This is a genomic window from Pandoraea cepalis (assembly GCF_902459625.1).
Taxonomy (GTDB): Bacteria; Pseudomonadota; Gammaproteobacteria; order Burkholderiales; family Burkholderiaceae; genus Pandoraea; species Pandoraea cepalis.
Window position 1 is genome coordinate 37051 of the sequence record NZ_CABPRY010000004.1, and the last position, 26378, is coordinate 63428.

Consider the following 26378-nt stretch of genomic DNA (forward strand, 5'->3'; position numbering starts at 1 on the left):
TGTTGCCCGCCCACCGAGACCCAGCCGATGCGTTTCCCGGGGCCTTCGGAGACATCTCATCACATGAAACAAAAAGGGCCGACAACCCCGGAAACGTTCCACGTCCCCGCGCTGCCGGCCCTCAGGGGATCGGTCATCCCGTCCCTGTCGTCTTGCGGGACGCCGAGACGCCCCTAGACATATCAACCCGCCAGAATTTCCTTCAATGCGTCCGTGAACGCGACGCACTCTGCCTCCGTGCCGACCGTGATGCGAAGGAACTGGGCCACGCGCGCCTGCTTGAAGTGACGCACGATGATCGAGCGTTCCCGCAGCGCCGCCGCGAGTTGGGCCGCATCGTGCGACGGGTGACGCGCGAACACGAAGTTCGCCGTCGACGGCAGCACCTCGAAACCAAGCGCCGACAAGCGCGTCACCAGGGCCTCACGGCTTGCGATTACCGCCCGGCGCGTCTCGTCGAAATACGCCTCGTCTTCGATGGCGGCCACGCCGGCTGCCTGCGCAAGACGGTCGAGCGGGTACGAGTTGAAGCTGTTCTTCACGCGCTCGAGCGCTTCGATCAGATCCGGATGCCCGATGGCGAAGCCCAGACGCAACCCCGCCAGCGAGCGCGATTTCGAAAGCGTCTGAACCACGAGCAGGTTCGGGTACTTCGCGATCAGTTTCGCTGCGCTCTCGCCACCGAAGTCGATATAGGCCTCGTCGATGACGACCACCGAATCCGGATTTCCCGCCAGCAAACGCTCGATCTCGCCACCGGCCAGCAGGCGACCTGTCGGCGCATTCGGGTTCGGGAAGATGATGCCGCCGTTCGGTTTGAGGTAATCGTCGACGCGAATCTCGAACGTGTCCGTCAGCGGCACGTTCTCGAACGCCACGCCGTACAGCCCGCAGTACACCGGGTAGAAGCTGTAGGTGATGTCCGGAAACAGAATCGGCTTGTCGTGCTTCAACAATCCCTGAAACACGTTCGCCAGCACTTCGTCGGACCCATTGCCCACATGCACGTTGGCCACTTCCAGACCGAACCGCGTGGCGATGGCCTGCTTGAAGCGCCGCGCGTCGGGATCGGGGTACAACTTGAGCGCATCGGCGTCGCCGCCGAGCGCCTCGCGAATTGCGGCGAGCACGCGTGGCGACGGACCGTACGGGTTCTCGTTGGTATTGAGCTTGATGAGACGCTGCATCTGCGGCTGCTCACCGGGCACATAGGGCGTCAGATCCGCAACGCCCGCGCTCCAGAATCGACTCATGACGGCCACTCCGCTCAACTCACGAAACCGCGAGCCAAATCGGCCCGAATATCCGCAGGCGACTCCAGACCGACCGCCAGGCGGATCAGCCCTTCGGTGATGCCCGCCGCCGCGCGCGCTTGCGGCGTGATGCGACCGTGCGTCGTGCTCGCGGGATGCGTAATCGTCGTTCGCGTATCGCCGAGGTTGCCGGTGATCGAGCACACCCGCGTGTTGTCGATCACACGCCAGGCGTTCTCACGCTGCTCGGCCGGGGTTGCCCCCTTGAGTTCGAACGCGACGATCGCGCCGCCTGCCTTCTGCTGGCGCTGGGCGAGTTCGTATTGCGGGTGTGACGGCAGTCCCGGGTAATACACACGGGCGACCTGCGGCTGCTGCTCCAGCCACTGCGCGATCGCCAGCGCGTTCTCCGATTGCTTCTCGACACGCAGCGACAACGTCTCCAAGCCCTTGAGCAACACCCAGGCGTTGAACGCGGACAGCGTCGGACCGGCGCTGCGCACGTACGTAAACACCTTGCCCATGATGAATTCCTTCGTGCCGACAATCGCCCCGCCCAGCACGCGGCCCTGACCGTCGAGGAACTTTGTCGCGGAATGCACGACGACGTCAGCGCCGTACTCGATGGGCCTTTGCAACGCCGGCGTACAGAAGCAGTTGTCGACGACGAACAAAGCACCCGCTTCCTTAGCGATCTGGCCGATGGCGGTAATGTCGGCGATATCGGTGAGCGGGTTGGACGGCGTCTCGAGGAAGAACATCTTCGTGTTCGGACGGATCGCGGCGCGCCAGGCGTCGAGATCCGTCGGGTCGACGAACGTCGTCTCGACACCGAAGCGATTGAAGATCGTGGAGAAGACGTTGAGCGTGGAGCCGAAAATGCTTTGCGAACTGACGAGGTGGTCGCCGCCCGAGAGCGCCGACATCACGACCGAGACGATGGCACTCATGCCCGACGCGGTCGCCATGCACGCCTCACCGCCTTCGAGCGCGGCCAGACGGTCCTGAAACATCGACACGGTCGGATTGGTAAAGCGCGAGTAGGTGAAGCCCTCCTCCGAATGCGCAAAGCGTTCGGCGGCCTCGGCCGCGCTTTTGAATACGAAGCTCGAGGTCAGGTAAAGCGCCTCGGAATGCTCACCAAATTCGGAGCGCTGCGTGCCAGCGCGCACCGCAAGGGTATCGAAGTCGAAGGAGTCCATCGTGTGTCTCGTCATTAGGGCGGCCCGCCCGTCGGCCAAAAAAAAGAAAAGCCCGTTTCGCTGATCAGCAAAACGGGCTCGAAATCCATCTGTCTAGGCCTCGCTTTAGCTGTTTCGGGGAAGTTCCCCCACGTCCGCAAGCTGAATTCAAATCGACGTGAAAACGAGTGTAGCACGTTGCCGACGGGGAGGGAAAATCCCCGCCGCCCGCGGCACCTGGGTCGGCTCAGAGGCCGAGCTGCGCCCCGCGCGGCTCGTTGTCGTCGCCGTCACCCGACTCCACCACCGGGGCCTTCGGCGCCTTGCGCTGCTGCTCCAGACGCGTCAGATACGCCGGCGTGACGTCACCGGTGATGTAGTTGCCGTCGAAGCACGAGGCGTCGAAGTCGGCCAGCGCCGGGTTGATGTCACGCACGGCCGCCTTCATGTCTTCGACGTCCTGATAGATCAGGGCGTCGGCGCCGATGATGCGCGCCACTTCCTCGTCGCTGCGGTCATGCGCCACCAGCTCGCTACGCGTGGGCATGTCGATGCCGTATACGTTCGGGAACTTCACGGGCGGCGCGGCCGACGCGAAGATCACCTTGCGCGCACCGGCGTCACGTGCCATCTGCACGATTTCCTGACTGGTCGTGCCGCGCACGATCGAGTCGTCGACGATCAGCACGTTCTTGTCCTTGAACTCGACGCGCATGGCGTTGAGCTTCTGGCGCACCGACTTCTTGCGCATCGCCTGGCCGGGCATGATGAAGGTACGGCCAACGTAGCGGTTCTTGAAGAAGCCTTCGCGATAATTCAAGCCCAGTCGCTTGGCGACCTGCATCGCGGCCGGACGGCTGGAGTCCGGAATCGGCATGACGACGTCGATGTCCTGATAGTCGATCTCGCGCCGGATCTTCTCGGCGAGGTAGTCGCCCATGCGCAGGCGCGCGTCGTAGACCGGCACGCCGTCGAGCACGGAATCCGGACGCGCCAGATACACGAGTTCGAAAATGCACGGATGCAACGATGCGGCGACGGCGCACAACTGCGACGTCAGCTCACCGTCGTTGCTGATGAAGACCGCCTCGCCCGGCTTGACGTCGCGATCGAACGCGAAGCCCATGCCCTCGAGCGCCACGGACTCCGACGCCACCATCCACTCCGTGCCGTTCGGGCCATCGAAGCGGCCGATGCAAAGGGGACGAATGCCGTGCGGGTCGCGGAAGGCGAGCAGACCGAAACCGGAGATGATGGAGACGATGGCGTACGAGCCCCGCAGACGACCATGCACCTTGCCCACCGCCTCGAACAGCGACCCGACGCTCAGGCCGTCGCGCGAGCTTTCCTGCAGCTCGTGCGCAAGCACGTTGAGCAGCACTTCGGAATCGGACGTGGTGTTGATGTGGCGGCGGTCGACACGGAACATCTCGTCCTTGAGCTGTTCCCAGTTCGTCAGGTTGCCGTTGTGGGCGAGCACGATGCCGTAGGGTGCATTCACGTAGAACGGCTGGGCTTGTGCGGCGCTCGACGAACCGGCCGTCGGGTAGCGCACCTGGCCGATACCGACGTTGCCCGGCAAGTCGCGCATGTTGCGCGTGCGGAACACGTCGCGCACCATGCCGTTGCCCTTGTGCATGTAGAAGGACTGGCCATCCGTCGTCGCGATACCGGCGGCATCCTGGCCGCGGTGCTGCAGCAGCAGCAGACTATCGTAGATGAACTGGTTGACCGGGGATTTGGAAACTACACCGACGATGCCACACATGGCATGAATCCTTCAAAAAACATCGAAATCTGCAACTAACGGACCGTATTATCCGTCATTCGGAAACCTTGTGCAGGCCGGTCGACGGCGTGACCGATCCGCCCGCCCCGCCTGCCCCACCCGCCCCACCGACACGCATGCCCCACCCCTGCGATTGACCGAGCGCGCCTTGGCCGCTCAGACCATCGCCCGTCAGCCCCGTGCCGAGGCTACCGCTGCTGCTACCGCCGCTATCGCCGCGAACGGCGCCACCGCCCATTGGGGCTGACGTCCCCGAGCTCTCGGCAGCCCCGGACGTCCCCTTGGCTCGCTCACCGTCCGAATGGCGCGTCGAACCCTGCGCCCCCTGCCCGCCCGCATCCGGCGTGCCACGATACGGCGCCAACTGCGGCAACGGAATCGGCGTTCCCAGCGGATTGACGCTCGGCACCGCCGCCTCGGGATTGTGCAGGTAGTGCTGCACCGGCTCGGGCAGGTACGGCATGAGCCGCGACAACCCCACCTCGACCCACGGACGCACCAGCGACTGCTGCCACACCGGTTGTTGCGGCAATGACGTTAACTTGGCGGCGACCATCAACAACATCAAGAGCAACATGCCGCGCACGATGCCGAACACCATGCCCAATCCGCGATCGGCCGGACGCAACCCGATCAGATCGGTCATGCGCCCGACGAGCGCGCTGACGATACCGGCGCCGAACACTACCGCGACCAGCACCAGCAGGAAGCCGATGGCACCTTGCGTCATCTCGCCGCCCGGCAGATCGGCGGGCAACCAATGCGCGACCGACGGACCGAAGGCGCGGGCCACGAAGAACGCCACGACCCAGCCCACCAGATTGAACAACTCGCGCACCAGGCCGCGCAACATTCCCAACAGCATCGAGCCGAGCAGGATGGCAATGGCCGCGTAATCCACCACGGTCAGCAGACCGCCATGCACCGGATCGCTCAACTCAGCCTGCCTCGGCGACCTGCGCCGTCAGTCCGGCGTCGCGAATCTTCTTGCTCGCCGCCTCCGCACTCGCGCGATCGGCGAACGGTCCTGCGCGCAGCAGGTAAAGCTCACGGCCACCCACCTTGCTCTTCACCATGTAGCTCGGCACATTCACGAGCTTCAGTTTGACGAGCCAGGCCTGCGCCCGGTCCTGCGTCGAAAATGCGCCAATGCGCACCTGGTACTTGCCGCCCGATGCCGCCGGCTTCTGTCCACTGTCGTGACTATCCGCCGATTTCGCGGATTTGGCCGTCGTGTTGTTCTGGGCGAACTGCGCAATCGGATCGGCGACGTTGTTGTTCGGCGGCGCCTTGGCTTGCGCCTTGGCCGTGTCGTGCGACTCCGGCTTCGCGGCCGGCTTCACCTCCGCGTGCGGCTCGGGCTTCTTGACGTCGGGCTTCGCTTGCGCCACGGCCGGTTCCGGCACCGTGCTTGGCGAGGGAGCCATCGCGGCGGACGGCGGCACGGCCGTCGGTGCCGGGGCAGGCGTCGAGACCGCCGGCTTGGCGGCACTCGCGCCTCCCAGTGCGTTGCTGTCGAGCGCGACTTCGCCCTTGTCGAGCGACGCGTCGGTCGGCGGCGTGACCGCCTTCGGCTTCACACGCACGGGCGGCGAGTTGGTGTCTTTTCCGGGGATCTGGATCGCGATGTTGTCAGCCGACGGTTTCGGCTCCGGGGCCAGCACCATCGGCAGAATGATGACGGCCGCGAGCACCAGCGCCAATGCCCCCACCAGACGGCGGCGCGCGCGTTGCTTCTCGGGCAGCAGCGGGTCGAGTTGCTCGTGCTCGCCGTATTCACCCCCTCCCGCCGCACGGGCGCCGGTTCGGCCGCTCCGGCGGCTACCGCGCTTGGGGGGAACGGCTTCGGCGTCTTTCTTGCGGAAGGAAAACAATCCCATAGGCCCTTGGCTCTGGTCGTAACTCGCGTCGTTGGACGGATGATGATCGCGCATCGGGGGCGCACAGCGCATGACATTTCTCGTAAGCAATTGTCACGGCCAACGTCCCGTCATGCCTTAATGGCGCTGTAATTTGCGGTGCGACATGACGCCGGACACCGTAAAGAACGATCCAAAAACCACGATTCTATCATTCTCGCCGCACTGCTCGAGCGCGGCGGCATAAGCTTTCTCGGGAGATTCAAAGGTCTCGACCGAATGATCGGCATCCGGCGCGAACCCCACCGCCCGCAGACTCGCTTCCAGCTTCTGTGGACTCGCGGCACGTTCAGTCGGCAGCGCGCACAGACGCCAGTGATCGACCTTGTCGACGAGATGCCGCAGCACCCCCTCGATATCCTTGTCGGCCATCGCCCCGAACACGGCGTATGTGTATGGAAAGTAGCCCATGCCGTCGAGATTGTGGCCAAGCGCGGCAGCGGCGTGCGGGTTGTGCGCCACATCGAGCACCACGGCCGGACGCCCCGGCAGCACCTGGAACCGCCCCGGCAACTCGACCGAAGAGAGCCCCAGCCGAATGTCCTGCGCCGACACCGGGAGCGTGTCGCGCATCGATTCGAGCGCGGCCAGCGCCGCCGACGCGTTGAGCAACTGGTTCGCGCCCCGCAAGGCTGGATACGCAAGCGACGGGCGGCGCATCTGGCGTCCGCCATAGCTCCACTGCTGCTTGTCGCCCTGATAGTTGAAATCGCGACCGAACAGCCACAGGTCCGCGCCGATGCGCTCCGCCTCGGCCAGCAGCGAGGCTGGCGGCACGGGATCGCCACAGATCGCCGGTTTTCCCGCACGGAAGATGCCCGCCTTCTCGATGGCAATCGCCTCGCGGGTGTCGCCGAGGTACTGGGCGTGATCGATGTCGATGCTGGTAACGACCGCACAGTCGGGGTCGATGATGTTCACCGCATCGAGACGCCCGCCCAGGCCGACTTCCAGAATCACGGCATCGAGCCCGGCGGTGGCGAACAAGTGCATGATCGCCAGCGTGGTGAACTCGAAATACGTGAGCGAGACCGGCGTTTCGAAGCTCGTGCGCGCGGACTCGACCGCCTCGAAATGCTTCAGCAGCGTGGCGTCGTCGACGTTCTCGCCATTCAGGCGGGCGCGTTCGTTGAACGAAATCAGATGCGGCGACGTGTGACAGCCCACGCGATAACCCGCCGAGAGCAGAATGGCTTCGATGATCGCGCAGGTCGATCCCTTGCCGTTGGTCCCGCCCACCGTGAAGACGGGGCAAGGGAATTGCAGTCCGAGCGCCTCTTTCACGCGACCAATGCGCGTGAGGCCCATATCGATGCCCACAGGGTGAGCGGTTTCCAGATGGGCGAGCCAGGCGTCGAGAGTGGAGTAGGTCGGCATGGATGGTCGGGCAGGAAAACAAAAACGCGGACGTCACGTAACGTCCGCGCTTTCTATCCTGCTGAGTGATGCGTTCAAGCGCCGCATGAGCGGCACGGCGTGGCGTTGCGACATTCTACGCCGTTGCACCGCCCTTTGGGGCACCGCAGCAGCGCGCGCGACGCCGTCGCGCTCGTGAATTTTCCGTGCTCAGGCGACGGCGTCCGCCGGCTGGCATTGCATCAGGGCGATCAGGCGAGCAATCTCCTCACGCATCTTGCGACGGTCGACGATCATGTCGATCGCGCCCTTTTGCAGCAGGAACTCCGAACGCTGGAAGCCTTCCGGCAGTTTTTCACGCACGGTCTGCTCGATCACACGCGGACCGGCAAAGCCGATCAGCGCCTTGGGTTCTGCGATCACCACATCGCCGAGGAAGGCGAAACTCGCCGACACACCGCCCATCGTCGGATCGGTCAGCACGGAAATGAACGGCAGCTTGGCATTGGCCAGCTTGGTGAGCATGGCCGTGGTCTTGGCCATCTGCATGAGCGAGAGCAGGCTTTCCTGCATGCGCGCACCGCCCGAAGCGGTCACGCAGACGAACGGCACGCCCTGTTCCAGCGCGTTCTGCGCGCCGCGCACGAAGCGCTCGCCGACCACCGACCCCATCGAGCCGCCCATGAATGCGAACTCGAAGCAGGCGACCACGACCGGCAGCGTATGGATCGCGCCGCCCATGACCACCATTGCATCGGTCTCGCCGGTGTCGTCCATCGCTTCCTTGATGCGGTCCGGATACTTGCGGCTGTCCTTGAACTTCAGCGCGTCGACCGGCACGATCTCCTGGCCCAGTTCGTAACGGCCTTCCGGATCGAGCAGCGCGTCGAGACGCGCACGGGCGCCGATACGCATGTGGTGATCGCACTTCGGGCAAACGTGCAGATTCGCTTCCACGTCGTTGCGATACAGCACCGCCTCACACGACGGGCACTTGATCCACAGCCCTTCCGGGATGCTCTTGTTGCGCTGCGTCGGATCGGTTTGCTTGATCTTCGGGGGCAGCAGCTTATCGAGCCAGCTCATAGTTTCTCCTTGGCAAACGCCCGCGCCAGGCGGGGCGGGCGTTTCTGGCGACCGTGCAACACGGCCGTGTCAATTCAGCGTTTCACCGGGCGGTTCGACGAATCGACCCCGCGAACAAACGCCGCAAATCTACGCCGATTTGGCGCCCTCGTCGAGCGCCTGGCGAATACCGCCGATGAATTCAGCGAGCGATTTTACCGCGTTATGGCCTTCCAGATCACGCGGCGTGTTTTCCAGGCGCTGAACGATGGCGCTGCCGATGACCACGGCGTCGGCCACGCTCGCGATGACGCGCGCTGTCGCGGCGTCGCGAATACCGAAGCCCACCCCCACGGGCAGGGGTGCGACGGCCTTGATTTCAGGTATCTTCGCCGCCACGCTTTCCAGATCCAGGCTCGCCGCCCCCGTCACGCCCTTGAGCGAGACGTAATAGAGATAACCGCTGGCCTGCCGCGCCACAGCGGCAATCCGCGCTTCGGTCGAGGTCGGTGCGAGCAGGAAGATCGGATCGATGCCATGCGCACGCACCGCCCCGGCATAGGTCTCGGCCTCCTCGGGCGGATAGTCGACGACCAGCACGCCGTCGACGCCGGCCTTGGCCGCCCGCTCGGCGAAGGTGTCGAGACCCATCGCCTCGATCGGATTGGCATAGCCCATCAGCACGACCGGCGTGCGGTCGTTGGTCTGACGGAACACTGCCACGTAGCCGAGCACCTCCGCCAGGCTCACGCCGCGGGCCAGCGCACGCTCGGAGGCGCGTTGAATCACCGGGCCGTCGGCCATCGGGTCGGAGAACGGCACGCCGAGTTCGATGACGTCGGCTCCGTTGTCGGCCAGCGCATGCATCAGCTTGACCGTCCAGCCCGGCTCGGGATCGCCGGCGGTGATGAACGGGATGAGGCCTTTTTTACCCTGCGCTTGCAAGGCTTGGAACGTCGCTTGAATGCGGGACATGATCGGAAAGTCTCTGAAGTCTTTGGTGGGCGAGCGCGTGGTAATGCGCGTTCAGCTCGAAGCCGACGAAACGCCGGCCGTGCAACGCGCATGCCACGGCCGTCGTGCCGCTGCCCATGAACGGGTCGAGCACGAGACCGCCGGGCGGGCAACTGGCCAGCACCATGCGCTCGATGATATGCAGCGGTTTCTGCGTCGGATGATCGACGCGTTCGGGGTCTTGCCGGTGCAATCGCGAGATCGACCACAGATCCTTCGGGTTGTAACCCAGTTCCAGCCACTTGCTGCCCTCGAAGATACGGCGCGAGCGCGCCTTCTTCGTCGCAGCGTCGTACGGCACCCGCACCGCATCGAGATCGAAGTAGTAGTCCTTCGAAACCGCGAAAAAGCCGATGTTGTCGTGCACCGACGAGAACCGCCGGGTGCTGCCGCCCATGCTGGGCACGCGGCGATCCCAGATGATCTCGTTGATCATCAGCATGCGCCGCTTCAGGAACACGAACAGCTCGGGGGCATACTGCCACGTACAGAACAGGTACAGCGAGCCGCGCGGCGCGAGCTTCGGTATGGCCGCTTCGAGCCAGCCATACGTCCAGCCGAGGAAATCCTCGCCGGAGCGCTTGTCGGAGTCGTTGCCATAATCCTTGCCGAGCCCGTAAGGCGGATCGGCAAGGATCAGGTCGACACTACCGTCGTCGAGTTCGTGCAAGTGCTCCAGGAAGTCGGCATGACGCAAGGTGATGTCGCCCGGCGCCCAACGCGCACGCAGCTCGCCGGCCGCTTCCCTGGCCTCGAGACGCGCGGCGGCGGCTTCGGTGGCGTCCATGGGGCGCTCGGCCCCGAGAACGTCAAGTGGCGCCTTGCGATCAGTCAGATCGGTCATGCTGGTTCTGGTGTCCTTGATGGATCTTGGAATCTGAGGATTTTAGGATCTGTCATCGATGGCGTCTCGCGACGCCGCCGATGTCGCCAATGTCGCGAATGCTGCTTATGCCCCGCTGGGCGCCGGCCTGGGCAGTGCCATCACGGTGTGCATGTCCTTGTCGCCGCGCCCCGAGAGATTGACCAGCACGATCTGATCGCTCGGCAGCGTCGGCGCCAACTTGCACGCGTAAGCCAGCGCGTGACTCGACTCCAGCGCCGGAATGATGCCTTCGATCCGGCAGCAGTCATGAAACGCGCGCAGCGCCTCGGTATCGGTCACGCCCACGTACTCAGCACGCTTGATGTCATGCAGCCACGCGTGCTCCGGGCCCACCCCCGGGTAGTCCAGCCCTGCCGAGATCGAATGCGTCTCGGTGATCTGACCATTGGCGTCCTGCAGCAGATAGGTGCGGTTGCCATGGAGCACACCGGGCGTGCCACCGATGATCGACGCCGCATGGCGGCCGGTCTCGATACCGTCGCCCGCCGCTTCCACACCCACCAGCTTGACGTCCGGAACGTCGATATACGGGTAGAAAATACCCATGGCGTTCGAGCCGCCACCGACGCAGGCGAGCACATAATCCGGCTGACGGCCGGCCAGCTCGGGCATCTGCACCTTGCACTCTTCGCCGATCACGCTCTGGAAATCGCGCACGAGCATCGGGTACGGATGCGGCCCGGCCACCGTGCCGATGATGTAGAACGTGCTCTCGACATTGGTCACCCAGTCGCGCATGGCTTCGTTGAGCGCGTCCTTGAGGGTCTTCGAACCCGATTCCACCGGCACCACGGTCGCGCCCAGCAGTTGCATACGGTAGACGTTGGCCGCCTGACGCTTGACGTCTTCCGAGCCCATGTAGACCACACACTCCATGCCGAAGCGCGCGGCAATGGTGGCCGTCGCCACGCCGTGCTGGCCGGCGCCGGTCTCCGCAATCACGCGGCGCTTGCCCATGCGACGCGCCAGCAACGCCTGCCCGATCACGTTGTTCACCTTGTGCGCGCCGGTATGGTTCAGGTCTTCGCGCTTGAGGTACACCTGCGCGCCGCCCAGTTCCTGGCTCCAGCGCTTGGCGTGATAGATCGGCGACGGACGGCCGACGTAGTGCTTCAGTTCGTAATGGAATTCTTCGAGGAAGGCCGGATCGTGCTGGTACTTCGCATAGGCCTCGCGCAACTCGTCGAGGGCGTGAATCAGCGTCTCGGCCACAAAGACACCGCCGTACGGACCGAAATGGCCGCGGGCGTCAGGAAAATCGTACATGGTTGTCACTCTTCGCAGTACCGGTGCGCGGCCCAGGCGGGGCGCGCCGGCGGGTTGCTCATTCGGCGTCGGCGGCACGCACTGCGTGCACGAACGCCGTCATGCGGGCGTGATCCTTCACGCCACGCGACGCCTCCACACCGCTCGACACGTCGACGGCGTAAGGCGTCACCCGGCCGATGGCTTCAGCAACGTTGTGTGCGCTCAAGCCACCACTCAAAACGGCCCGACGCGCGATGTCTTTTGGAATAAGTGACCAATCGAAAACCTTTCCCCCACCGCCGTAGCCCTCGACCAGGGCATCGAGCAAGATGCCTTGCGCGGCGGTGTATGCATTGGCGAATTGTAGCAAATCGCCGCTGTCTTTCGTTTCCGGGCCGATACGCATGGCGCGCATGTACGGACGGTTGCCCGCCGCGGCCGCCAACACCGCGCACTGCGCCGGCGTTTCGTCGCCATGGAACTGCAGCGCGGTGAGCGGCACGGCCTCGACCGTCCGGGCGATCTCATCGGCCGTCGCGTTCACGAACAGGCCGACCAGACTCACGTACGGCGGCACCCGGCGGGCCAGCTCGGCCGCGCGCGCCAGATCCACGTAGCGCGGGCTCGGCGGGTAGAAGACGAGGCCGATGGCGTCGACGCCCAGCGCCACCGCGTGATCGATGTCGGCCGGCTGCGACAGGCCGCAGATCTTGATTCGAGTACGGGATTTCATGAACTTGCCCACGGCATCGGGAACGGCCACGCAGCCCAGTTGGGCTCGGGGACCGCGAAACGCTCAGGATACCCCACCCGCGCCAGATACAGCCCGTCCGGCATGAACGTCGGGGCGGCCTGACGACGGTCGAGACTCGCGAGCACATCCGTCATCCAACTGGCCGGCTGACGCCCGCGGCCCACGGCGACCAGACAGCCCATGATGTTGCGCACCATGTGATGCAGGAACGCGCTCGCCCGAAAGCGGAACACAAAGAAGTGCCCATGCCGCTCGATGTCGATGGCGTACAGATGTTTCACCGGCGTCTTGGCCTGACACTCGGACGAGCGGAACGCCGAGAAGTCGTGCTCGCCGACCAGCACCTGGCTCGCGGCACGCATCGCTTCGAGATCGAGCGGCGTGTGCAACCAGCCGCATCGGCCGTCGAGCAAGGGTGAGCGCACGGGATGCACGTACAGCACATAGAAATACGTGCGCTCGAAGGCGGTAAAGCGGGCGTGGAAATCGTCCGGCATCGCCTGCGCCCATTGCACCGCGACCGACTTGGGCAGAAACGCGTTGACGCCGCGCACCCACGAGAACATGGCGCGGTCCAGGTCGGTGTCGAAATGGGCCACCTGACCGATGCCGTGCACACCGGTATCGGTGCGGCCCGCGACGGTCGTGGGCAGCGCAACGCCGCCGAATTCCCGCAACGCGGCTTCGAGCGTCTGTTGCACGGTGTTGCCATGCGGCTGCGATTGCCAGCCGGAGAACGCCGTGCCGTCGTAATGGATGCCCAGTGCGATTCGCATATGAAAAAGAAAAATGGGCGCTCAACCTACGAGCGCCCCAAACTACGGTCAATCTGTGGTGGGTTCGTCAGCCTGTCGTGGCGTCAACTTCCCGGCGTCACTTGCCAAGCTCGGCGAGCCGTGTGCGGGCGACGGACTGCTGCGCGGCGTCGCCACCGGCAATCACCTCTTCGAGCAGTTCGCGTGCGCCTTCGTCGTCACCGATGGTCTGATACGCAGTGGCCAGCTCCAGCTTCGTATGGTATTCATCCGGGACGCCCGGCTCGACGGACGCCGCGGCGACGGGTGACGCCGGCACGGCGGGCACCGGCGCAACCGATTGCGGCACTTGCGGCGCCGCAGGTTCGGCCGCATACGGCGTTTCCGGCGCCGGGGCATGCAGCACCTCGTGCTCGATCAGGGCTTCCGTTCCGATATCGGTTGCCAGCGTCGGCGCGCTCACGAACGCCGGGCTCGCCTGCGCGTCGTCGCCCTTGAGATCGAGGCTAAAGTCCGATAGATCGAACGACAACGGCTTGAGCGAGGGTGCCTCGTGCGCGGTGTCCGTATAGCTGCGCGACGCGACGGGCGAGTGACTGGCCTGCTGCATCGCGGCGTCGAAGTCTGCATCGCTCAGTTCGCCATCCGGCTCGTCGAATGCCTCCTCGTCCGCGCTCGCATGCGAGCGCAGCGGATCGTCCATCGGCGCCATCTTGAACTGCACCGAACCCATTCCCTTCGAGAGCGACGGCAAGGCATCGCTCGAAATCGTGCCTACATGCGCCGCCTGTCCCGGGATCGCCAGATCCAGATCGCCCAGCATGCCGGCTACGCTGCCGTCGAGCGAAGCGTCGACGGGCTCGGCCGGCGCGGAAATGTTTGACTCAGGCGCAGACACCGACGTGGCGGCAGCACCGCCGACAGCGGCGGCGGCACCCAGCGCTTCGAGCGCCGACAAGGTGGCAGCCGCCGAGTCGTCATGAGCGGCGGGCGCTTCGTGGGAGTCCCCGGCCGCCTTGCCGGCTTCCTCGGCAAACGCAGCGCCCCAATCGATTTCCGGCTCGCTGGCGGCTTCGGCTGGTGTTTCCTGCGAAGGGGCCGTCGCATCGCCCACGAACGGCTCAGCCACCGCTTCAGACGATGCCACGGAGGCCGACGACACCGGCAACACATCGCGACCTTCGTCATGCTCGTCGACGGACTCGTCGTTCAGGGCCACTGGCTCAGCGTTCCACGCATCGGGTCCACCGGCTTCGTCCACCGCAGACTCGTGCTGAATCGCGTGGACGGCGGCAACGCCCTCGTCCGATGCCGACCAGGCATCGTCGGCCGCTGGCTGCCGCGCTTCGGCTTGCGCTTGATTGGCCGCGTACAGTGCCGCGGCGCCTGCGGCACCCGCAGCCGCCACCGCCACGCCGTCCGACGCCTGCGTGGCGCCAGGTGCACCGTCATGCGGCACATCGTGGCCCTCGTGGTCGTCAGGCATATCACGCCCGTCGTCATACGGCCCGGGCTGCCCCACCGGTGCCGCCGCGCGACGGCGGCGCAACAGTGCCCACAGGCCGAGCAGCACCACCAGCGCGCCAGCGCCCGGCAGCACGTAAGGATTCTGGCTCACGGCACGCCAATTCATCGCGCCATTCGGCGCCGGCTTCGCTGGCGCAACCGCGGCACTGGCCGACGTCGTCGCGACGACGTCGCTTGCGGGGACCGCCACCGCAGCCGCCGCCTCCGATGCCGCCGTGCTCGCCGATGCGGCGGAGGCAGCCACCGCGGCCTCGGTCACGGCAGCCCCCGAAGCAGCGACGCCCGTCGCAGCCGCACTGTCAGCGCGCACACCGGCGTCGGTTTCGTTAGTGCCATTGCCGTTGGCGGAATTCGTTGCCGTCTTGGCCGCTGCCGCCGCAGCCGTCGTCGTGCCGCCGGCCGGTTTCGCCGTCTTTTCCTGCGCAGTCGCCCCCGAAGCGGTGGCGGCCTGCTGCTCCAGGTTGGCGACGGCTTGATTCTTCATCGCCAACAACTTCTGGAGATCTGCAACGTTCTTCTGCAACTCGTTCACCCTGCCCTGAGCCTCGGCCTGCGCCTTGCCCTGGGCGATTTGTGCTTCTTCGCTGCCGCCGGTTCGACCGGCCGTGCCGCCCGCCCCTCCCTTACCGGGTCGCGACAGCTTCAATTCATCGCGTGTCGCGGGCGTGGCAGCTTGCGGTGCCTTGCCCGCTTCGATCGCGCCCTGTGCACTGCGGCCACCGGCCGGTGCTGCCTGCTGCGCCGTCGATTCGGCCAGCCGCGCGCGATACGCGTCGAACTGTTCCCGTGCCGCCGACACGAACTTGCGGGCTTGCGCGGGAGGAATGCCTTGCACCTGCGCGTCGGACGGACGCGTGAGCGTCGCCCCCTGACGCAGTCGATTCGGATCGTTGCCGATGAACGCGGAGCGGTTTGCCTCGAACAGCGCGCTCATCATCTGCGCCAGCGTCACCCCGCCTTCGCCGCCCGTGAATTCACGGGCAATCGACGACAGCGATTCGCCATGCCCCACCTTGCGCTCGCCCCCGACGCCGACGGCAGACGCCTTGCCCGGCTGGGCAGAGGTTGCGGACGCGGAGGTGGACAAGGCGGGCGCGGTGGACGCGGGAGACGCCGCGGGCGGGGCCTGACTCGCCGCCGCTGCGGGCACGACGGCCTGGGCCTGGGTCGCGCTCGCTTCCGGGATGGCGGACAGCGTCACGGCATTGGACTGACGGCCGGTGCGCCATTCGAGCACCAGCAACAGGTCGAGGAACGACGTACTGATCGGCTCGGCCGAATCGACATGCACGAGATACGTGCCGCTGTAACCGGGCGCGCGCCCCGCCGTTGGCGAGACCGAGACGGAAAGCTTCTCGAGCGTGGGGTCGTAGCGCAGACCGGCCTGCTTGAACGCGTCGCGCGGCGCGAGCTTCACCGACAATCCGTCGGCTTCCGCCTGCGACACGTTGCCCAGCACGATGACAGCACGCAACGGCTGGCCCGGGCCCGAGCGCACCTGCTGCGGGCCGAACTCCGCCGCACCGGCGTTGAGCAGCCCGAGGCTCCACAAGACGGCCGCTGCCGCGCTCAGGCGGAACGCATTACGGGACGAGTTTGCACGCTTGCCGATCGAGTATTTCCGCACTGTGTCTTGTCAGGCCTGTCAGTCGTTTGTCACTGGCCGCCCCGGCTACAAGGGGTGCCTCCCAAAGCGCGGACGGCGGCCTCGCGGGCCGCCGTTCTTCACGCCTTACCGATGCGCTGCGACGCTCAAGCGTCGAGCAGGATTCGCAGCATGCGGCGCAACGGTTCCGCCGCGCCCCACAACAGTTGATCGCCGACGGTAAACGCCGACAGATACTCCGGCCCCATCGACATCTTGCGCAGGCGACCGACCGGAATCGTCATCGTGCCGGTCACGGCCGCAGGCGTCAAATCGGTCATCGACGCCTCGCGCGTGTTCGGCACGACCTTCACCCAGTCATTGGCCTGGCCGATGATGTCCGTCAGCTCGTCTAACGGCACATCCTTGGTCAACTTGATGGTCAGCGCCTGGCTGTGGCAGCGCATCGCGCCGATGCGCACGCACAGACCGTCCACCGGAATGGCGCGGGTGTTCGGGAAACCGTCGCCCAGCCCCAGGATCTTGTTGGTCTCGGCGCCGCCCTTCCATTCTTCCTTCGACTGACCGTTGCCCAGATCCTTGTCGATCCAGGGAATCAGGTTGCCGCCCAGCGGCACGCCAAACTGCTGGGTCTCGTCGGCCGTGAGCGCGTGCTGCTTTGCGAGCACCTTGCGGTCGATTTCGAGAATGGCCGAGTGCGGATCGTCCAGCAGCGACTTGACTTCGGCGTTGATGCTGCCGAACTGCGTGAGCAGCTCGCGCATGTGCTGCGCGCCGCCGCCCGATGCCGCCTGATACGTCATCGACGTGAGCCAGTCGACCAGACCGTGCTGGAACAGACCGCCCAGCCCCATCAGCATGCAGCTCACCGTGCAGTTGCCGCCAACGAAGTTCTTGGTGCCCTTGCTGAGCGAGTGCTTGATCACGTCGAGGTTGACCGGATCGAGAACGATGATCGCATCGTCCTTCATGCGCAGCGTCGAGGCCGCGTCGATCCAATAGCCGCTCCAGCCCGCCGCGCGCAGCTTCGGGAAGATCTCGGTCGTGTAATCACCGCCCTGGCAGGTAATGATGATGTCGCACTTCTTCAGCTCGTTGACATCATTGGCGTCTTTCAGCGAAGTCTCGTTCTTCGCCATCGACGGGGCTTTTCCGCCCGCGTTGCTGGTGCTGAAAAACACCGGCTCGATCAAGGCGAAGTCGTTCTCCTGTTGCATGCGCTGCATCAGAACCGAACCGACCATGCCCCGCCAACCTACCAGACCTACGGTTTTCATTTATCCACTCTCTTATCGTTGCAATTGCGCCGAGGGGCGTCTCACGACGCCCCGTCAACGTTATAGCGCGGCAACCACTGCCGCACCCATCTCGCGCGTACCGACCTTGGTCGCGCCTTCCTGCCAGATGTCCGGCGTGCGCAGACCTTGCGCCAGCACCTTCTTCACTGCATTTTCCACGCGATCAGCCTGTTCCGCGCGGCCCAGCGTGTAACGCAGCATCATGGCCGCCGACAGGATCGTAGCCAACGGATTGGCGACACCCTTGCCGGCGATATCGGGCGCCGAACCGTGCGACGGCTCGTACAGCCCCTTGTTATTGGCATCCAGCGACGCCGACGGCAGCATGCCGATCGACCCCGTGAGCATCGCGGCCTCGTCCGACAGAATATCGCCGAACATGTTGCCGGTCACCACGACGTCGAAATTCTTCGGCGCCTTGACCAGTTGCATCGCGGCATTGTCGACGTACATATGCGAGAGTTCGACCTCCGGATACTGCTTGGCGACCTCGATCATGGTGTCGCGCCACAGTTGCGACGTCTCGAGCACGTTGGCCTTGTCCACCGAGCACAAACGCTTGTCGCGCTTGGCCGCGGCCTGAAACGCCACGTGCGCGATGCGCTCCACTTCCGGCACGCTATACCGCATGGTATCAAAACCTTCGCGCGCGCCTTCGAAAGCGCCGTCCGGCGACTGGCGGAAGCCCTTCGGCTGGCCGAAGTAGATGTCGCCGTTCAGCTCGCGAATGATCAGGATATCGAGCCCTGCCACGATTTCCGGCTTCAGGCTCGATGCGTCGGCCAGTTCCTTGTACAGGATGGCCGGACGGAAGTTGGCGAACAGCTGCAGATGCTTGCGCAGCCCCAGAATCGCCTGCTCGGGACGCAGTGCGCGCTCGAGCGAATCGTATTTCCAGTCGCCCACGGCGCCGAACAGAATGGCATCCGCTTCCTTGGCGAGCTTGAGCGTGGCGTCCGGCAGCGGATGACCCGCCGCCTCGTAGCCCGCGCCGCCCACGGGCGCTTCTTCCAGTTCAAACGTCTCGCCAAGTGCGTTAAGCACATTGACCGCTTCCGTCACGATTTCCGGACCAATGCCGTCACCCGGCAACACTGCAATTTTCATGCGATCTCCTTGAGTGCGCGGGCCTCAGCCCGGCAGGCGCGTTGCGAGCCACGGCTGCTTGGCGAGCCGCTCGGCCTCGTAGGCGCGAATCTTGTCGGCGTGACGCAGCGTCAGGCCAATGTCGTCGAAACCGTTCAACATGCAGTACTTGCGGAACGGCGCGATGTCGAACTCGTAAGCGCGACCGTCGGGCGTCATCACCGCTTGCTTGTCCAGATCGATGGTCACCTGAAAGCCGTTGAACGCGGCAGTCTCGTTGAACAGATGATCGACCTGCATCTCCGACAACGCGATAGGCAACAGCCCGTTCTTGTAGCAGTTGTTGAAGAAGATGTCGGCGAAGCTCGGCGCGATGACCGCGCGGAAGCCGAACTGCTGCAACGCCCACGGGGCGTGCTCACGCGAGCTGCCGCAGCCGAAGTTCTTGCGTGCGAGCAGCACCGTGGCGCCCTGATAACGCGGCTGGTTGAGCACGAAGTTCGGGTTGAGCGGACGCCCGCTGCAATCCTGGCCCGGCTGGCCGACATCGAGATAACGCCACTCGTCGAACAGGTTCTGGCCGAAGCCCGTGCGCTTGATCGACTTCAGGAATTGCTTGGGGATGATCGCGTCGGTATCGACGTTTTCGCGATCCAGCGGCGCCACCAACCCCGTATGGACGGTAAATTTTTCCATCACGAACCACCTGATCAAAACAGTTCGGCTGCGGCCGGTTGCGAAGCGCCCTGGCCGTCAAAACCGGAAATTTCATCGGTGCGCACGCGCGGCGATTGCCCGCGCGATGCGCACCGTCGCATCACTTCTTCGCGGCGTTTTCGAGGGCCGAGCCAGCGGCTTGCGTATCCTTGCCAAGGCCCGCCATCGTGTTGCAGCCCGACACGCCCAGCACCAGCACCGCACCGATCAGCATCCACAGTTTCTTCATGGTTTTTTCTCTGTCAAAGTCGATGTCAAACGACGGTTATATCGATGCGAGTGCGTCAGACCAGACGACGCACGTCGACGAAATGGCCTTCGATGGCGGCGGCCGCGGCCATCGCCGGACTCACGAGGTGCGTACGCCCGCCCGCGCCCTGACGCCCTTCGAAGTTACGATTCGAGGTCGAGGCGCAACGCTCGCCCGGCTCCAGACGGTCGGCGTTCATCGCCAGACACATCGAGCAGCCCGGCTCGCGCCATTCGAAGCCGGCGGCCTTGAAGACCTGATCCAGCCCTTCCTGCTCGGCCTGATGCTTTACCAGCCCCGACCCCGGCACGACCATCGCCAGACGCACGTTCGGCGCCACACGGCGGCCGAGCTTCTTCACGACGTAAGCCGCCGCGCGGATATCTTCGATACGCGAGTTGGTGCACGAGCCAATGAACACCTTGTCGACGTTGACACTGGCCATCGGCGTGTTCGGCGTCAGCGCCATGTACTCGAGCGCGCGCTCCATGGCACTGCGCTTGACCGGGTCCTTTTCCTTCTCGGGATCCGGCACACGGTCTTCGATACTCACGACCATCTCCGGCGACGTGCCCCAGCTCACTTGCGGGCGCAACGTGTTCGCGTCGATCTCGACCACATGGTCGAACGCGGCGCCCGGATCGGTGTGGAACGTACGCCAGTAGGCTTCGGCCTGCTGGAATTCCACGCCCGCGGGCGCAAACGGACGGCCCTTCACGTACTGGATCGTCGTGTCGTCCACCGCCACCAGACCGGCACGCGCACCGGCCTCGATGGCCATGTTGCACACGGTCATTCGGCCTTCCATCGTGAGCGAGCGGATCGCCGAGCCGGCGAATTCGATCGTGAAGCCCGTGCCGCCGGCCGTGCCGATCTTGCCGATGACGGCCAGCACGATGTCCTTGGCGGAACAACCGCGCGGCAGCGTGCCTTCGACCTTCACGAGCATGTTCTTGCTCTTCTTCATGAGCAGCGTCTGCGTGGCGAGCGTGTGCTCGACTTCAGACGTGCCGATGCCGAACGCCAGTGCGCCGAACGCGCCGTGCGTGGACGTATGCGAATCGCCGCAGACCACCGTCATGCCGGGCAGCGTGGCGCCCTGCTCCGGGCCGATCACGTGCACGATGCCCTGACGCAGGTCGTTCATCTTGAATTGGGTGATGCCGAAGCTGTCGCAGTTGTTGTCGAGCGTGTCGACCTGCAGACGCGAAATCGGATCGGCGATACCTTGCGTGCGGTCGGTGGTCGGCACATTGTGATCCGACACCGCGAGGTTGGCAGACAGTCGCCAGACCGGACGCTGCGCGAGTTTTAGCCCCTCAAACGCCTGCGGACTGGTCACCTCGTGCAACAGATGACGGTCGATGTAGAGCAACGTAGTGCCATCGTCCTCGGTATGCACGACATGTGCATCCCACAATTTGTCATACAGCGTCTTGGCCATGATAAAAACGCGGGGCTAAATATCGTTGTAGGAACAAACGTCGTTCCGTGAACTTTTGATTATGCCATAGCGCTTTCGCGCCGGCGGAATACGAAATCCCCGGGAAACCGGGCGGTAAACGCACGATCAACCGGGGATTTGTGCGAATCACGGCAGCTTGTGCCGTGGCTTCGAATATAGCGCAACGAGGGCTCGTTGCGGCGCCGCACCGCCTTGCCGTTTCGGCAAGGTTGCAGTGCCGGCACGGCAAGGAGGCGCCGTGCCGAACGCCTCCGACAGGCTTAGCGCTTGTCGATGGTCGCGACTTCGCGCGGCGTGTGGCCGATGAACAGCTGACGCGGACGACCAATCTTTTGGTCCGGCTCACCGATCATTTCGTTCCACTGCGCGATCCAGCCCACGGTACGGGCCAGTGCGAAGATGCAGGTGAACATCGACGTCGGGATGCCCAGCGCGCGCTGAACGATACCCGAATAGAAGTCGACGTTCGGGTACAGCTTGCGCGACACGAAGTATTCGTCTTCCAGCGCGATCTTCTCGAGCTGCATGGCCAGCTTGAACAGCGGGTCGTCGTGCAGGCCCAGTTCGTTGAGCACTTCGTAGCACGTCTCGCGCATGAGCTTGGCGCGCGGGTCGTAGTTCTTGTACACACGGTGACCGAAGCCCATGAGCTTCACGCCCGAGTTCTTGTCCTTCACCTGCTTGATGAATTCGGGGATCTTGTCGGGCGAACCGATCTGCTCGAGCATGGTCAGCGCGGCTTCGTTCGCACCACCGTGCGCCGGGCCCCACAGACACGCGATACCGGCAGCGATACAGGCGAACGGGTTGGCGCCCGACGAACCGGCCAGACGCACGGTCGACGTGGAGGCGTTCTGCTCGTGATCGGCGTGCAGGATCAGGATGCGGTCGAGGGCGCGCACCAGCACGTCGTTGACCTCATACTCTTCGCACGGGTTCGCGAACATCATGCGCATGAAGTTCGCGCTGTACGACAAGTCGTTGCGCGGATACACGAACGGCTGGCCGATGCTGTACTTGTACGCCATCGCAACGAGCGTCGGCAGCTTGGCGATCAGGCGGATGGCCGAGACTTCGCGGTGCGTCGGATTGTTGATGTCCAGCGAGTCGTGATAAAACGCCGACAAGGCGCCGACCGAACCCGTCAGCACAGCCATCGGGTGCGCGTCACGGCGGAAACCGCGGAAGAAGAAATTCATCTGCTCGTGCACCATCGTGTGACGGGTCACGGTCTTGACGAATTCGTCCTTCTGCTGGGCGTTCGGCAGTTCGCCCTTGAGCAGCAGATAGGAGCTCTCGAGGAAGTCGCAGTGGGTGGCCAACTGCTCGATCGGGTAGCCGCGATACAGCAGCTCGCCCTTGTCGCCATCGATGTACGTGATGGCGGAATTGCACGCCGCCGTCGACATGAAGCCCGGGTCATACGTAAACTTGCCGGTCTGGCCGTACAGCTTGCGGATATCGATTACATCCGGGCCCATCGTTCCCTGATAGATCGGCAGTTCGACGCTGGGCGAACCGTCAGAGAAAGATAGGGTGGCTTTAACATCAGACGGAGTCATATCGCTTCCTCAAAAAAATACTTAAACCCCTACACGGCACGCAAAAGCGCCAGCAGGCGCTGCACGTCCGGCCCGTCCAGATCCGCGTCGGGCTCTTTACGCGCTAGCAGCAGATCCATCAAATCGTTGTCGCTCAAATCGAGCAACCTGGTGAGGGCGCCCACATCCTCGTCGGTCATCGAGGCTTCGTACTTCGCGAAGAAGCGTTCGAGAATGAGGTCGTTTTCCAGCAAACCGCGGCGTGCCCGCCAACGCAGGCGGGCACGTTTGACCGGATCGGACTGGTGATTGATATCCGGCATGATCGCTAGGTCAGACGGCGCGACGCACCATCAGCTCCTTGATCTTGCCGATGGCCTTCGTCGGGTTCAGACCCTTCGGGCACACATCCACGCAGTTCATGATCGTGTGGCAGCGGAATAGGCGGTACGGATCTTCCAGGTTGTCCAGACGCTCGCCGGTAGCCGTGTCGCGGCTATCCGCAATAAAGCGGTACGCCTGCAGAAGACCAGCCGGACCGACGAACTTGTCCGGGTTCCACCAGAAGCTCGGGCACGACGTGGAGCACGACGCGCACAGAATGCATTCGTACAGACCATCGAGCTCATCGCGCTGTTCGGGCGACTGCAGACGCTCCTTCTCCGGTGCCGGCTCGGGGTTGATCAGGTACGGCTTGATCGAGTGGTACTGGTTGAAGAAGTGCGTCATGTCGACGATCAGATCGCGAATGACGGGCAGCCCCGGCAGCGGCTTGAGCACGATCTTGTTCGGCAGATCGTTCATGTTGGTCAGGCAGGCCAGACCGTTCTTGCCGTTGATGTTCATCGCATCCGAGCCGCACACGCCTTCGCGGCACGAGCGGCGGAACGCGATGCCTTCATCGAGCTTCTTGAGCTTGACCAGCGCATCGAGCAACATGCGCTCATGACCGTCGAGTTCGACCTCGTAGGTCTGCATGTACGGTGCGGCATCCTTGTCCGGATCGTAGCGGTAGACTTCAAAAATACGTTTCATGATCTTGCGAATCCCTTAGAACGTCCGCGCCTTGGGCGGAACCGAGTCGACGGTCAGCGGCTTCAACTGCACCGGCTTGTAATCCAGACGGTTGCCTTCGCTGAAAAACAGCGAGTGGCGCATCCAGTTGGCGTCGTCGCGCTCCGGATAATCGCTGTGCGCGTGCGCGCCACGGCTTTCCTTGCGGGCTTCGGCTGCGATCATGGTGGCCTTGGCCACTTCGATCAGGTTGTCCACTTCCAGCGCTTCCATGCGCGCCGTGTTGAACACCTTCGACTTGTCCTTCAGGTGAACGTGCGACACGCGCTCGGCCACTTGCTTGATCTCGTCCACGCCTTCCTTGAGCAGGTCGGACGTACGGAACACGCCGGCGTGCTTCTGCATCGTCGCGCGGATGTCGTTGGCGATGTCCTGTGCGTACTCGCCCGTGCTGGAGGCTTCCAGACGGCCCAGACGCGCCATGGCGTTGTCGCCGGCATCGGCGGGCAGCGGCTTGTGCTCGCCGTGGCTCTTCACGAAGTCGACGATGTGGTTGCCGGCCGCACGGCCGAACACCACGAGGTCGAGCAGCGAGTTCGTGCCCAGACGGTTGGCACCGTGGACCGACACGCAGGAGCACTCGCCCACGGCGTAGAAGCCGTTGACCGGGGTCGATTCGCCGTTCTGCTGCACGACAACCTGGCCGTTGTAGTTCGTCGGAATGCCACCCATCTGGTAGTGGATGGTCGGCACGACGGGGATCGGTTCCTTGATCGCGTCGACGTTGGCGAACTTCAGGGCGATTTCGCGAATCGACGGCAGGCGCTTCATGATCGTCTCGGCACCGATGTGCGAGAGGTCGAGCAGCACGTAGTCGCCATTCGGGCCGCAGCCACGGCCTTCCTTGATTTCCTGGTCCATCGAACGCGACACGAAGTCACGCGGCGCCAGATCCTTCAGCGTCGGGGCATAGCGCTCCATGAAGCGCTCGCCGTTCGAGTTGCGCAGAATACCGCCCTCACCGCGAACACCTTCGGTAATCAGCACGCCCGCGCCGGCCACGCCGGTCGGGTGGAATTGCCAGAATTCCATGTCTTCGAGCGGAATGCCCGCACGCGCGGCCATGCCAAGACCGTCGCCGGTGTTGATGAACGCGTTGGTCGAGGCGGCATACACACGGCCGGCACCGCCGGTGGCGAACAGCGTGCACTTGGCTTCAAGCAGGTAGACTTCGCCGGTTTCGAGCTCGAGCGCCGACACGCCCAGCACATCACCGTCTTCGTTGCGAATCAGGTCGAGCGCCATCCACTCCACGAAGAAGTGGGTCTTGGCCGCCACGTTCTGCTGATACAGCGTGTGCAGCAGCGCGTGACCGGTACGGTCGGCGGCCGCGCAAGCGCGCTGGACCGGCTTCTCGCCGTAATTGGCCGTGTGACCGCCGAACGGACGCTGGTAGATCGTGCCGTCCGCGTTACGGTCGAACGGCATGCCGAAGTGTTCCAGTTCGTAGACGGCGTTCGGCGCCTGACGGCACATGAACTCGATCGCATCCTGGTCGCCGAGCCAGTCGGAGCCCTTGATGGTGTCGTAGAAGTGGTAGTGCCAGTTGTCTTCGCTCATGTTGCCGAGCGAGGCGCCAATGCCGCCCTGAGCGGCCACGGTATGCGAACGGGTGGGGAACACCTTGGACAGCACGGCGACCGACAGACCGGCCTTGGCCAGTTGCAGCGACGCGCGCATGCCCGAACCACCTGCGCCCACGATGACAACGTCAAAGCGGCGACGCGGCAGCGAATTTTTAATTGCAGCCATTCTTTACACTCTCCACAGAATCTGCGCGGCGTAGCCAGCACACGCCAGCAGCCAGACGATCGTCAACGTGTACAGCGCCAGTCGCACACCGACCGGCTTGACGTAGTCCATCCAGATGTCGCGCACACCGACCCACGCGTGATAGAACACCGCGAGCAGCGTGACGAACGTCGCCAGCTTCATCCACTGATGCGAGAAGATGCTTGCCCAGCCTTCGTAGGAGAAATCCTTGGCGGTGAAGAACCACACCAGCAGGATCACGGTGTACACGGCCATGATGACCGCGGTCAGACGCTGCGCCATCCAGTCGCGCAGGCCGTAGTGGGCGCCGACGACCAGGCGCTTCGAACCGATATTGTTCTGTGCCATCTTAGAACGCTCCGAACAGCTTGAGGGCGACGGCCAGCGTCAGCACCAGCGACACGACCAGCACGACCACGGCCGAATTCTTGCCGCCTTCCTTGCTCACGGCGTCGTGATTGAAGTCCATGCGCAGATGGCGCACGCCGGCGCAGAAGTGCTGCAGGAAGCCCCACGACAGTGCCAGGATGACAAGTTTGACAAACCAGTTGGAGGCGATGCTTCGCAGAACGTCGAAGCTGAGTTCCGACGTGAGGCTCTGTTCGAACAAATAAAGCGCGAACGGCAACAGAAGGAACAAGATCACACCGCTAATACGGTGCAGAATGGACACGATCCCAGCCAGCGGGAGACGGTACGAGACAATCTGTCCAATACCGATATTCCTGTAGACTGGCCGCTCTTTTTTTACCACTTCAGCCATGCTAGACCCCATGTAGTTACATCAGCCCCAGATTTTAGCGCCGATTCTAGTGCGTTGC

At 64.1% G+C, this 26378-nt stretch carries 24 protein-coding genes; all 24 read right to left on the bottom strand.

From position 1 onward, the window contains the following. Positions 1-182: 182 nt before the first annotated feature. Complete coding sequence (hisC, locus tag PCE31107_RS11340) at positions 183-1253, bottom strand: histidinol-phosphate transaminase (protein WP_130025623.1); 1071 nt, start codon at positions 1251-1253, stop codon at positions 183-185. A gap of 14 nt (positions 1254-1267) precedes the next feature. Beyond that, positions 1268-2455, bottom strand: coding sequence for an O-succinylhomoserine sulfhydrylase (locus PCE31107_RS11345; protein WP_130025622.1), 1188 nt, complete (start codon positions 2453-2455; stop codon positions 1268-1270). 226 nt (positions 2456-2681) lie between these two features. Beyond that, the gene (purF, locus tag PCE31107_RS11350; RefSeq protein WP_150608538.1) at positions 2682-4202 is read right to left on the bottom strand and encodes an amidophosphoribosyltransferase; all 1521 of its coding nucleotides are present in this window, start codon (positions 4200-4202) and stop codon (positions 2682-2684) included. Positions 4203-4257: 55 nt separating this feature from the next. After that, a complete protein-coding gene (locus tag PCE31107_RS23515) occupies positions 4258-5160 on the bottom strand; it encodes a CvpA family protein (RefSeq protein ID WP_240756231.1) in 903 nt (300 codons plus the stop codon). A 1-nt stretch (position 5161) separates the two neighbouring features. Then, positions 5162-6175: an SPOR domain-containing protein gene (locus PCE31107_RS11360; RefSeq protein WP_246181807.1), complete on the bottom strand. Its 1014-nt coding sequence runs from the start codon at positions 6173-6175 to the stop codon at positions 5162-5164. 45 nt (positions 6176-6220) lie between these two features. Continuing rightward, positions 6221-7519 (bottom strand): bifunctional tetrahydrofolate synthase/dihydrofolate synthase, encoded by a 1299-nt coding sequence (gene folC, locus PCE31107_RS11365; RefSeq protein ID WP_130025620.1) that lies wholly within the window; start codon positions 7517-7519, stop codon positions 6221-6223. A 189-nt stretch (positions 7520-7708) separates the two neighbouring features. Continuing rightward, the gene (gene accD, locus PCE31107_RS11370; protein ID WP_017234685.1) at positions 7709-8584 is read right to left on the bottom strand and encodes an acetyl-CoA carboxylase, carboxyltransferase subunit beta; all 876 of its coding nucleotides are present in this window, start codon (positions 8582-8584) and stop codon (positions 7709-7711) included. A 129-nt stretch (positions 8585-8713) separates the two neighbouring features. Then, the gene (gene trpA, locus PCE31107_RS11375; RefSeq protein WP_150608540.1) at positions 8714-9538 is read right to left on the bottom strand and encodes a tryptophan synthase subunit alpha; all 825 of its coding nucleotides are present in this window, start codon (positions 9536-9538) and stop codon (positions 8714-8716) included. Then, on the bottom strand, positions 9492-10364 hold the full coding sequence (locus PCE31107_RS11380) for a DNA-methyltransferase (protein WP_150551542.1): 873 nt from the start codon (positions 10362-10364) through the stop codon (positions 9492-9494). The genes trpA and PCE31107_RS11380 overlap by 47 nt, the downstream gene beginning before the upstream one ends. Positions 10365-10526: 162 nt before the next feature. Beyond that, entirely contained in the window at positions 10527-11729 is a 1203-nt protein-coding gene (gene trpB, locus PCE31107_RS11385) for a tryptophan synthase subunit beta (protein ID WP_130025618.1), read from the bottom strand. A gap of 58 nt (positions 11730-11787) precedes the next feature. Further along, positions 11788-12444 carry a phosphoribosylanthranilate isomerase gene (locus PCE31107_RS11390; protein ID WP_130025617.1) on the bottom strand — a complete coding sequence of 219 codons (657 nt, stop codon included), beginning with the start codon at positions 12442-12444 and terminating at the stop codon, positions 11788-11790. Continuing rightward, a complete protein-coding gene (gene truA, locus PCE31107_RS11395; RefSeq protein WP_150608542.1) occupies positions 12441-13241 on the bottom strand; it encodes a tRNA pseudouridine(38-40) synthase TruA in 801 nt (266 codons plus the stop codon). The genes PCE31107_RS11390 and truA overlap by 4 nt, the downstream gene beginning before the upstream one ends. 97 nt (positions 13242-13338) lie before the next feature. After that, positions 13339-16374: a motility hub landmark protein FimV gene (locus PCE31107_RS11400; RefSeq protein ID WP_150608544.1), complete on the bottom strand. Its 3036-nt coding sequence runs from the start codon at positions 16372-16374 to the stop codon at positions 13339-13341. A gap of 125 nt (positions 16375-16499) precedes the next feature. Then, entirely contained in the window at positions 16500-17630 is a 1131-nt protein-coding gene (gene asd / locus PCE31107_RS11405; RefSeq protein WP_150608546.1) for an aspartate-semialdehyde dehydrogenase, read from the bottom strand. Positions 17631-17690: 60 nt separating this feature from the next. Beyond that, entirely contained in the window at positions 17691-18758 is a 1068-nt protein-coding gene (leuB, locus tag PCE31107_RS11410; protein ID WP_017233063.1) for a 3-isopropylmalate dehydrogenase, read from the bottom strand. A gap of 24 nt (positions 18759-18782) precedes the next feature. After that, positions 18783-19433, bottom strand: a complete 651-nt coding sequence (gene leuD / locus PCE31107_RS11415; RefSeq protein WP_130025614.1) for a 3-isopropylmalate dehydratase small subunit — start codon at positions 19431-19433, stop codon at positions 18783-18785. Between the two features lie 121 nt (positions 19434-19554). Beyond that, positions 19555-19683 carry an entericidin A/B family lipoprotein gene (locus PCE31107_RS11420; RefSeq protein ID WP_130025613.1) on the bottom strand — a complete coding sequence of 43 codons (129 nt, stop codon included), beginning with the start codon at positions 19681-19683 and terminating at the stop codon, positions 19555-19557. Positions 19684-19738: 55 nt separating this feature from the next. Then, complete coding sequence (gene leuC / locus PCE31107_RS11425; RefSeq protein WP_150608548.1) at positions 19739-21148, bottom strand: 3-isopropylmalate dehydratase large subunit; 1410 nt, start codon at positions 21146-21148, stop codon at positions 19739-19741. Positions 21149-21429: 281 nt separating this feature from the next. After that, positions 21430-22731, bottom strand: a complete 1302-nt coding sequence (gene gltA / locus PCE31107_RS11430) for a citrate synthase (RefSeq protein ID WP_150608550.1) — start codon at positions 22729-22731, stop codon at positions 21430-21432. A gap of 29 nt (positions 22732-22760) precedes the next feature. After that, a complete protein-coding gene (locus PCE31107_RS11435; protein WP_026131783.1) occupies positions 22761-23033 on the bottom strand; it encodes an FAD assembly factor SdhE in 273 nt (90 codons plus the stop codon). A 10-nt stretch (positions 23034-23043) separates the two neighbouring features. After that, the gene (locus PCE31107_RS11440) at positions 23044-23748 is read right to left on the bottom strand and encodes a succinate dehydrogenase iron-sulfur subunit (RefSeq protein ID WP_026131782.1); all 705 of its coding nucleotides are present in this window, start codon (positions 23746-23748) and stop codon (positions 23044-23046) included. A 12-nt stretch (positions 23749-23760) separates the two neighbouring features. Beyond that, the gene (gene sdhA / locus PCE31107_RS11445; RefSeq protein ID WP_150608552.1) at positions 23761-25536 is read right to left on the bottom strand and encodes a succinate dehydrogenase flavoprotein subunit; all 1776 of its coding nucleotides are present in this window, start codon (positions 25534-25536) and stop codon (positions 23761-23763) included. A 3-nt stretch (positions 25537-25539) separates the two neighbouring features. After that, positions 25540-25905 carry a succinate dehydrogenase, hydrophobic membrane anchor protein gene (sdhD, locus tag PCE31107_RS11450; RefSeq protein WP_017233054.1) on the bottom strand — a complete coding sequence of 122 codons (366 nt, stop codon included), beginning with the start codon at positions 25903-25905 and terminating at the stop codon, positions 25540-25542. 1 nt (position 25906) lies between these two features. Beyond that, on the bottom strand, positions 25907-26320 hold the full coding sequence (gene sdhC, locus PCE31107_RS11455; protein ID WP_026131781.1) for a succinate dehydrogenase, cytochrome b556 subunit: 414 nt from the start codon (positions 26318-26320) through the stop codon (positions 25907-25909). Between the last annotated feature and the right edge of the window lie 58 nt (positions 26321-26378).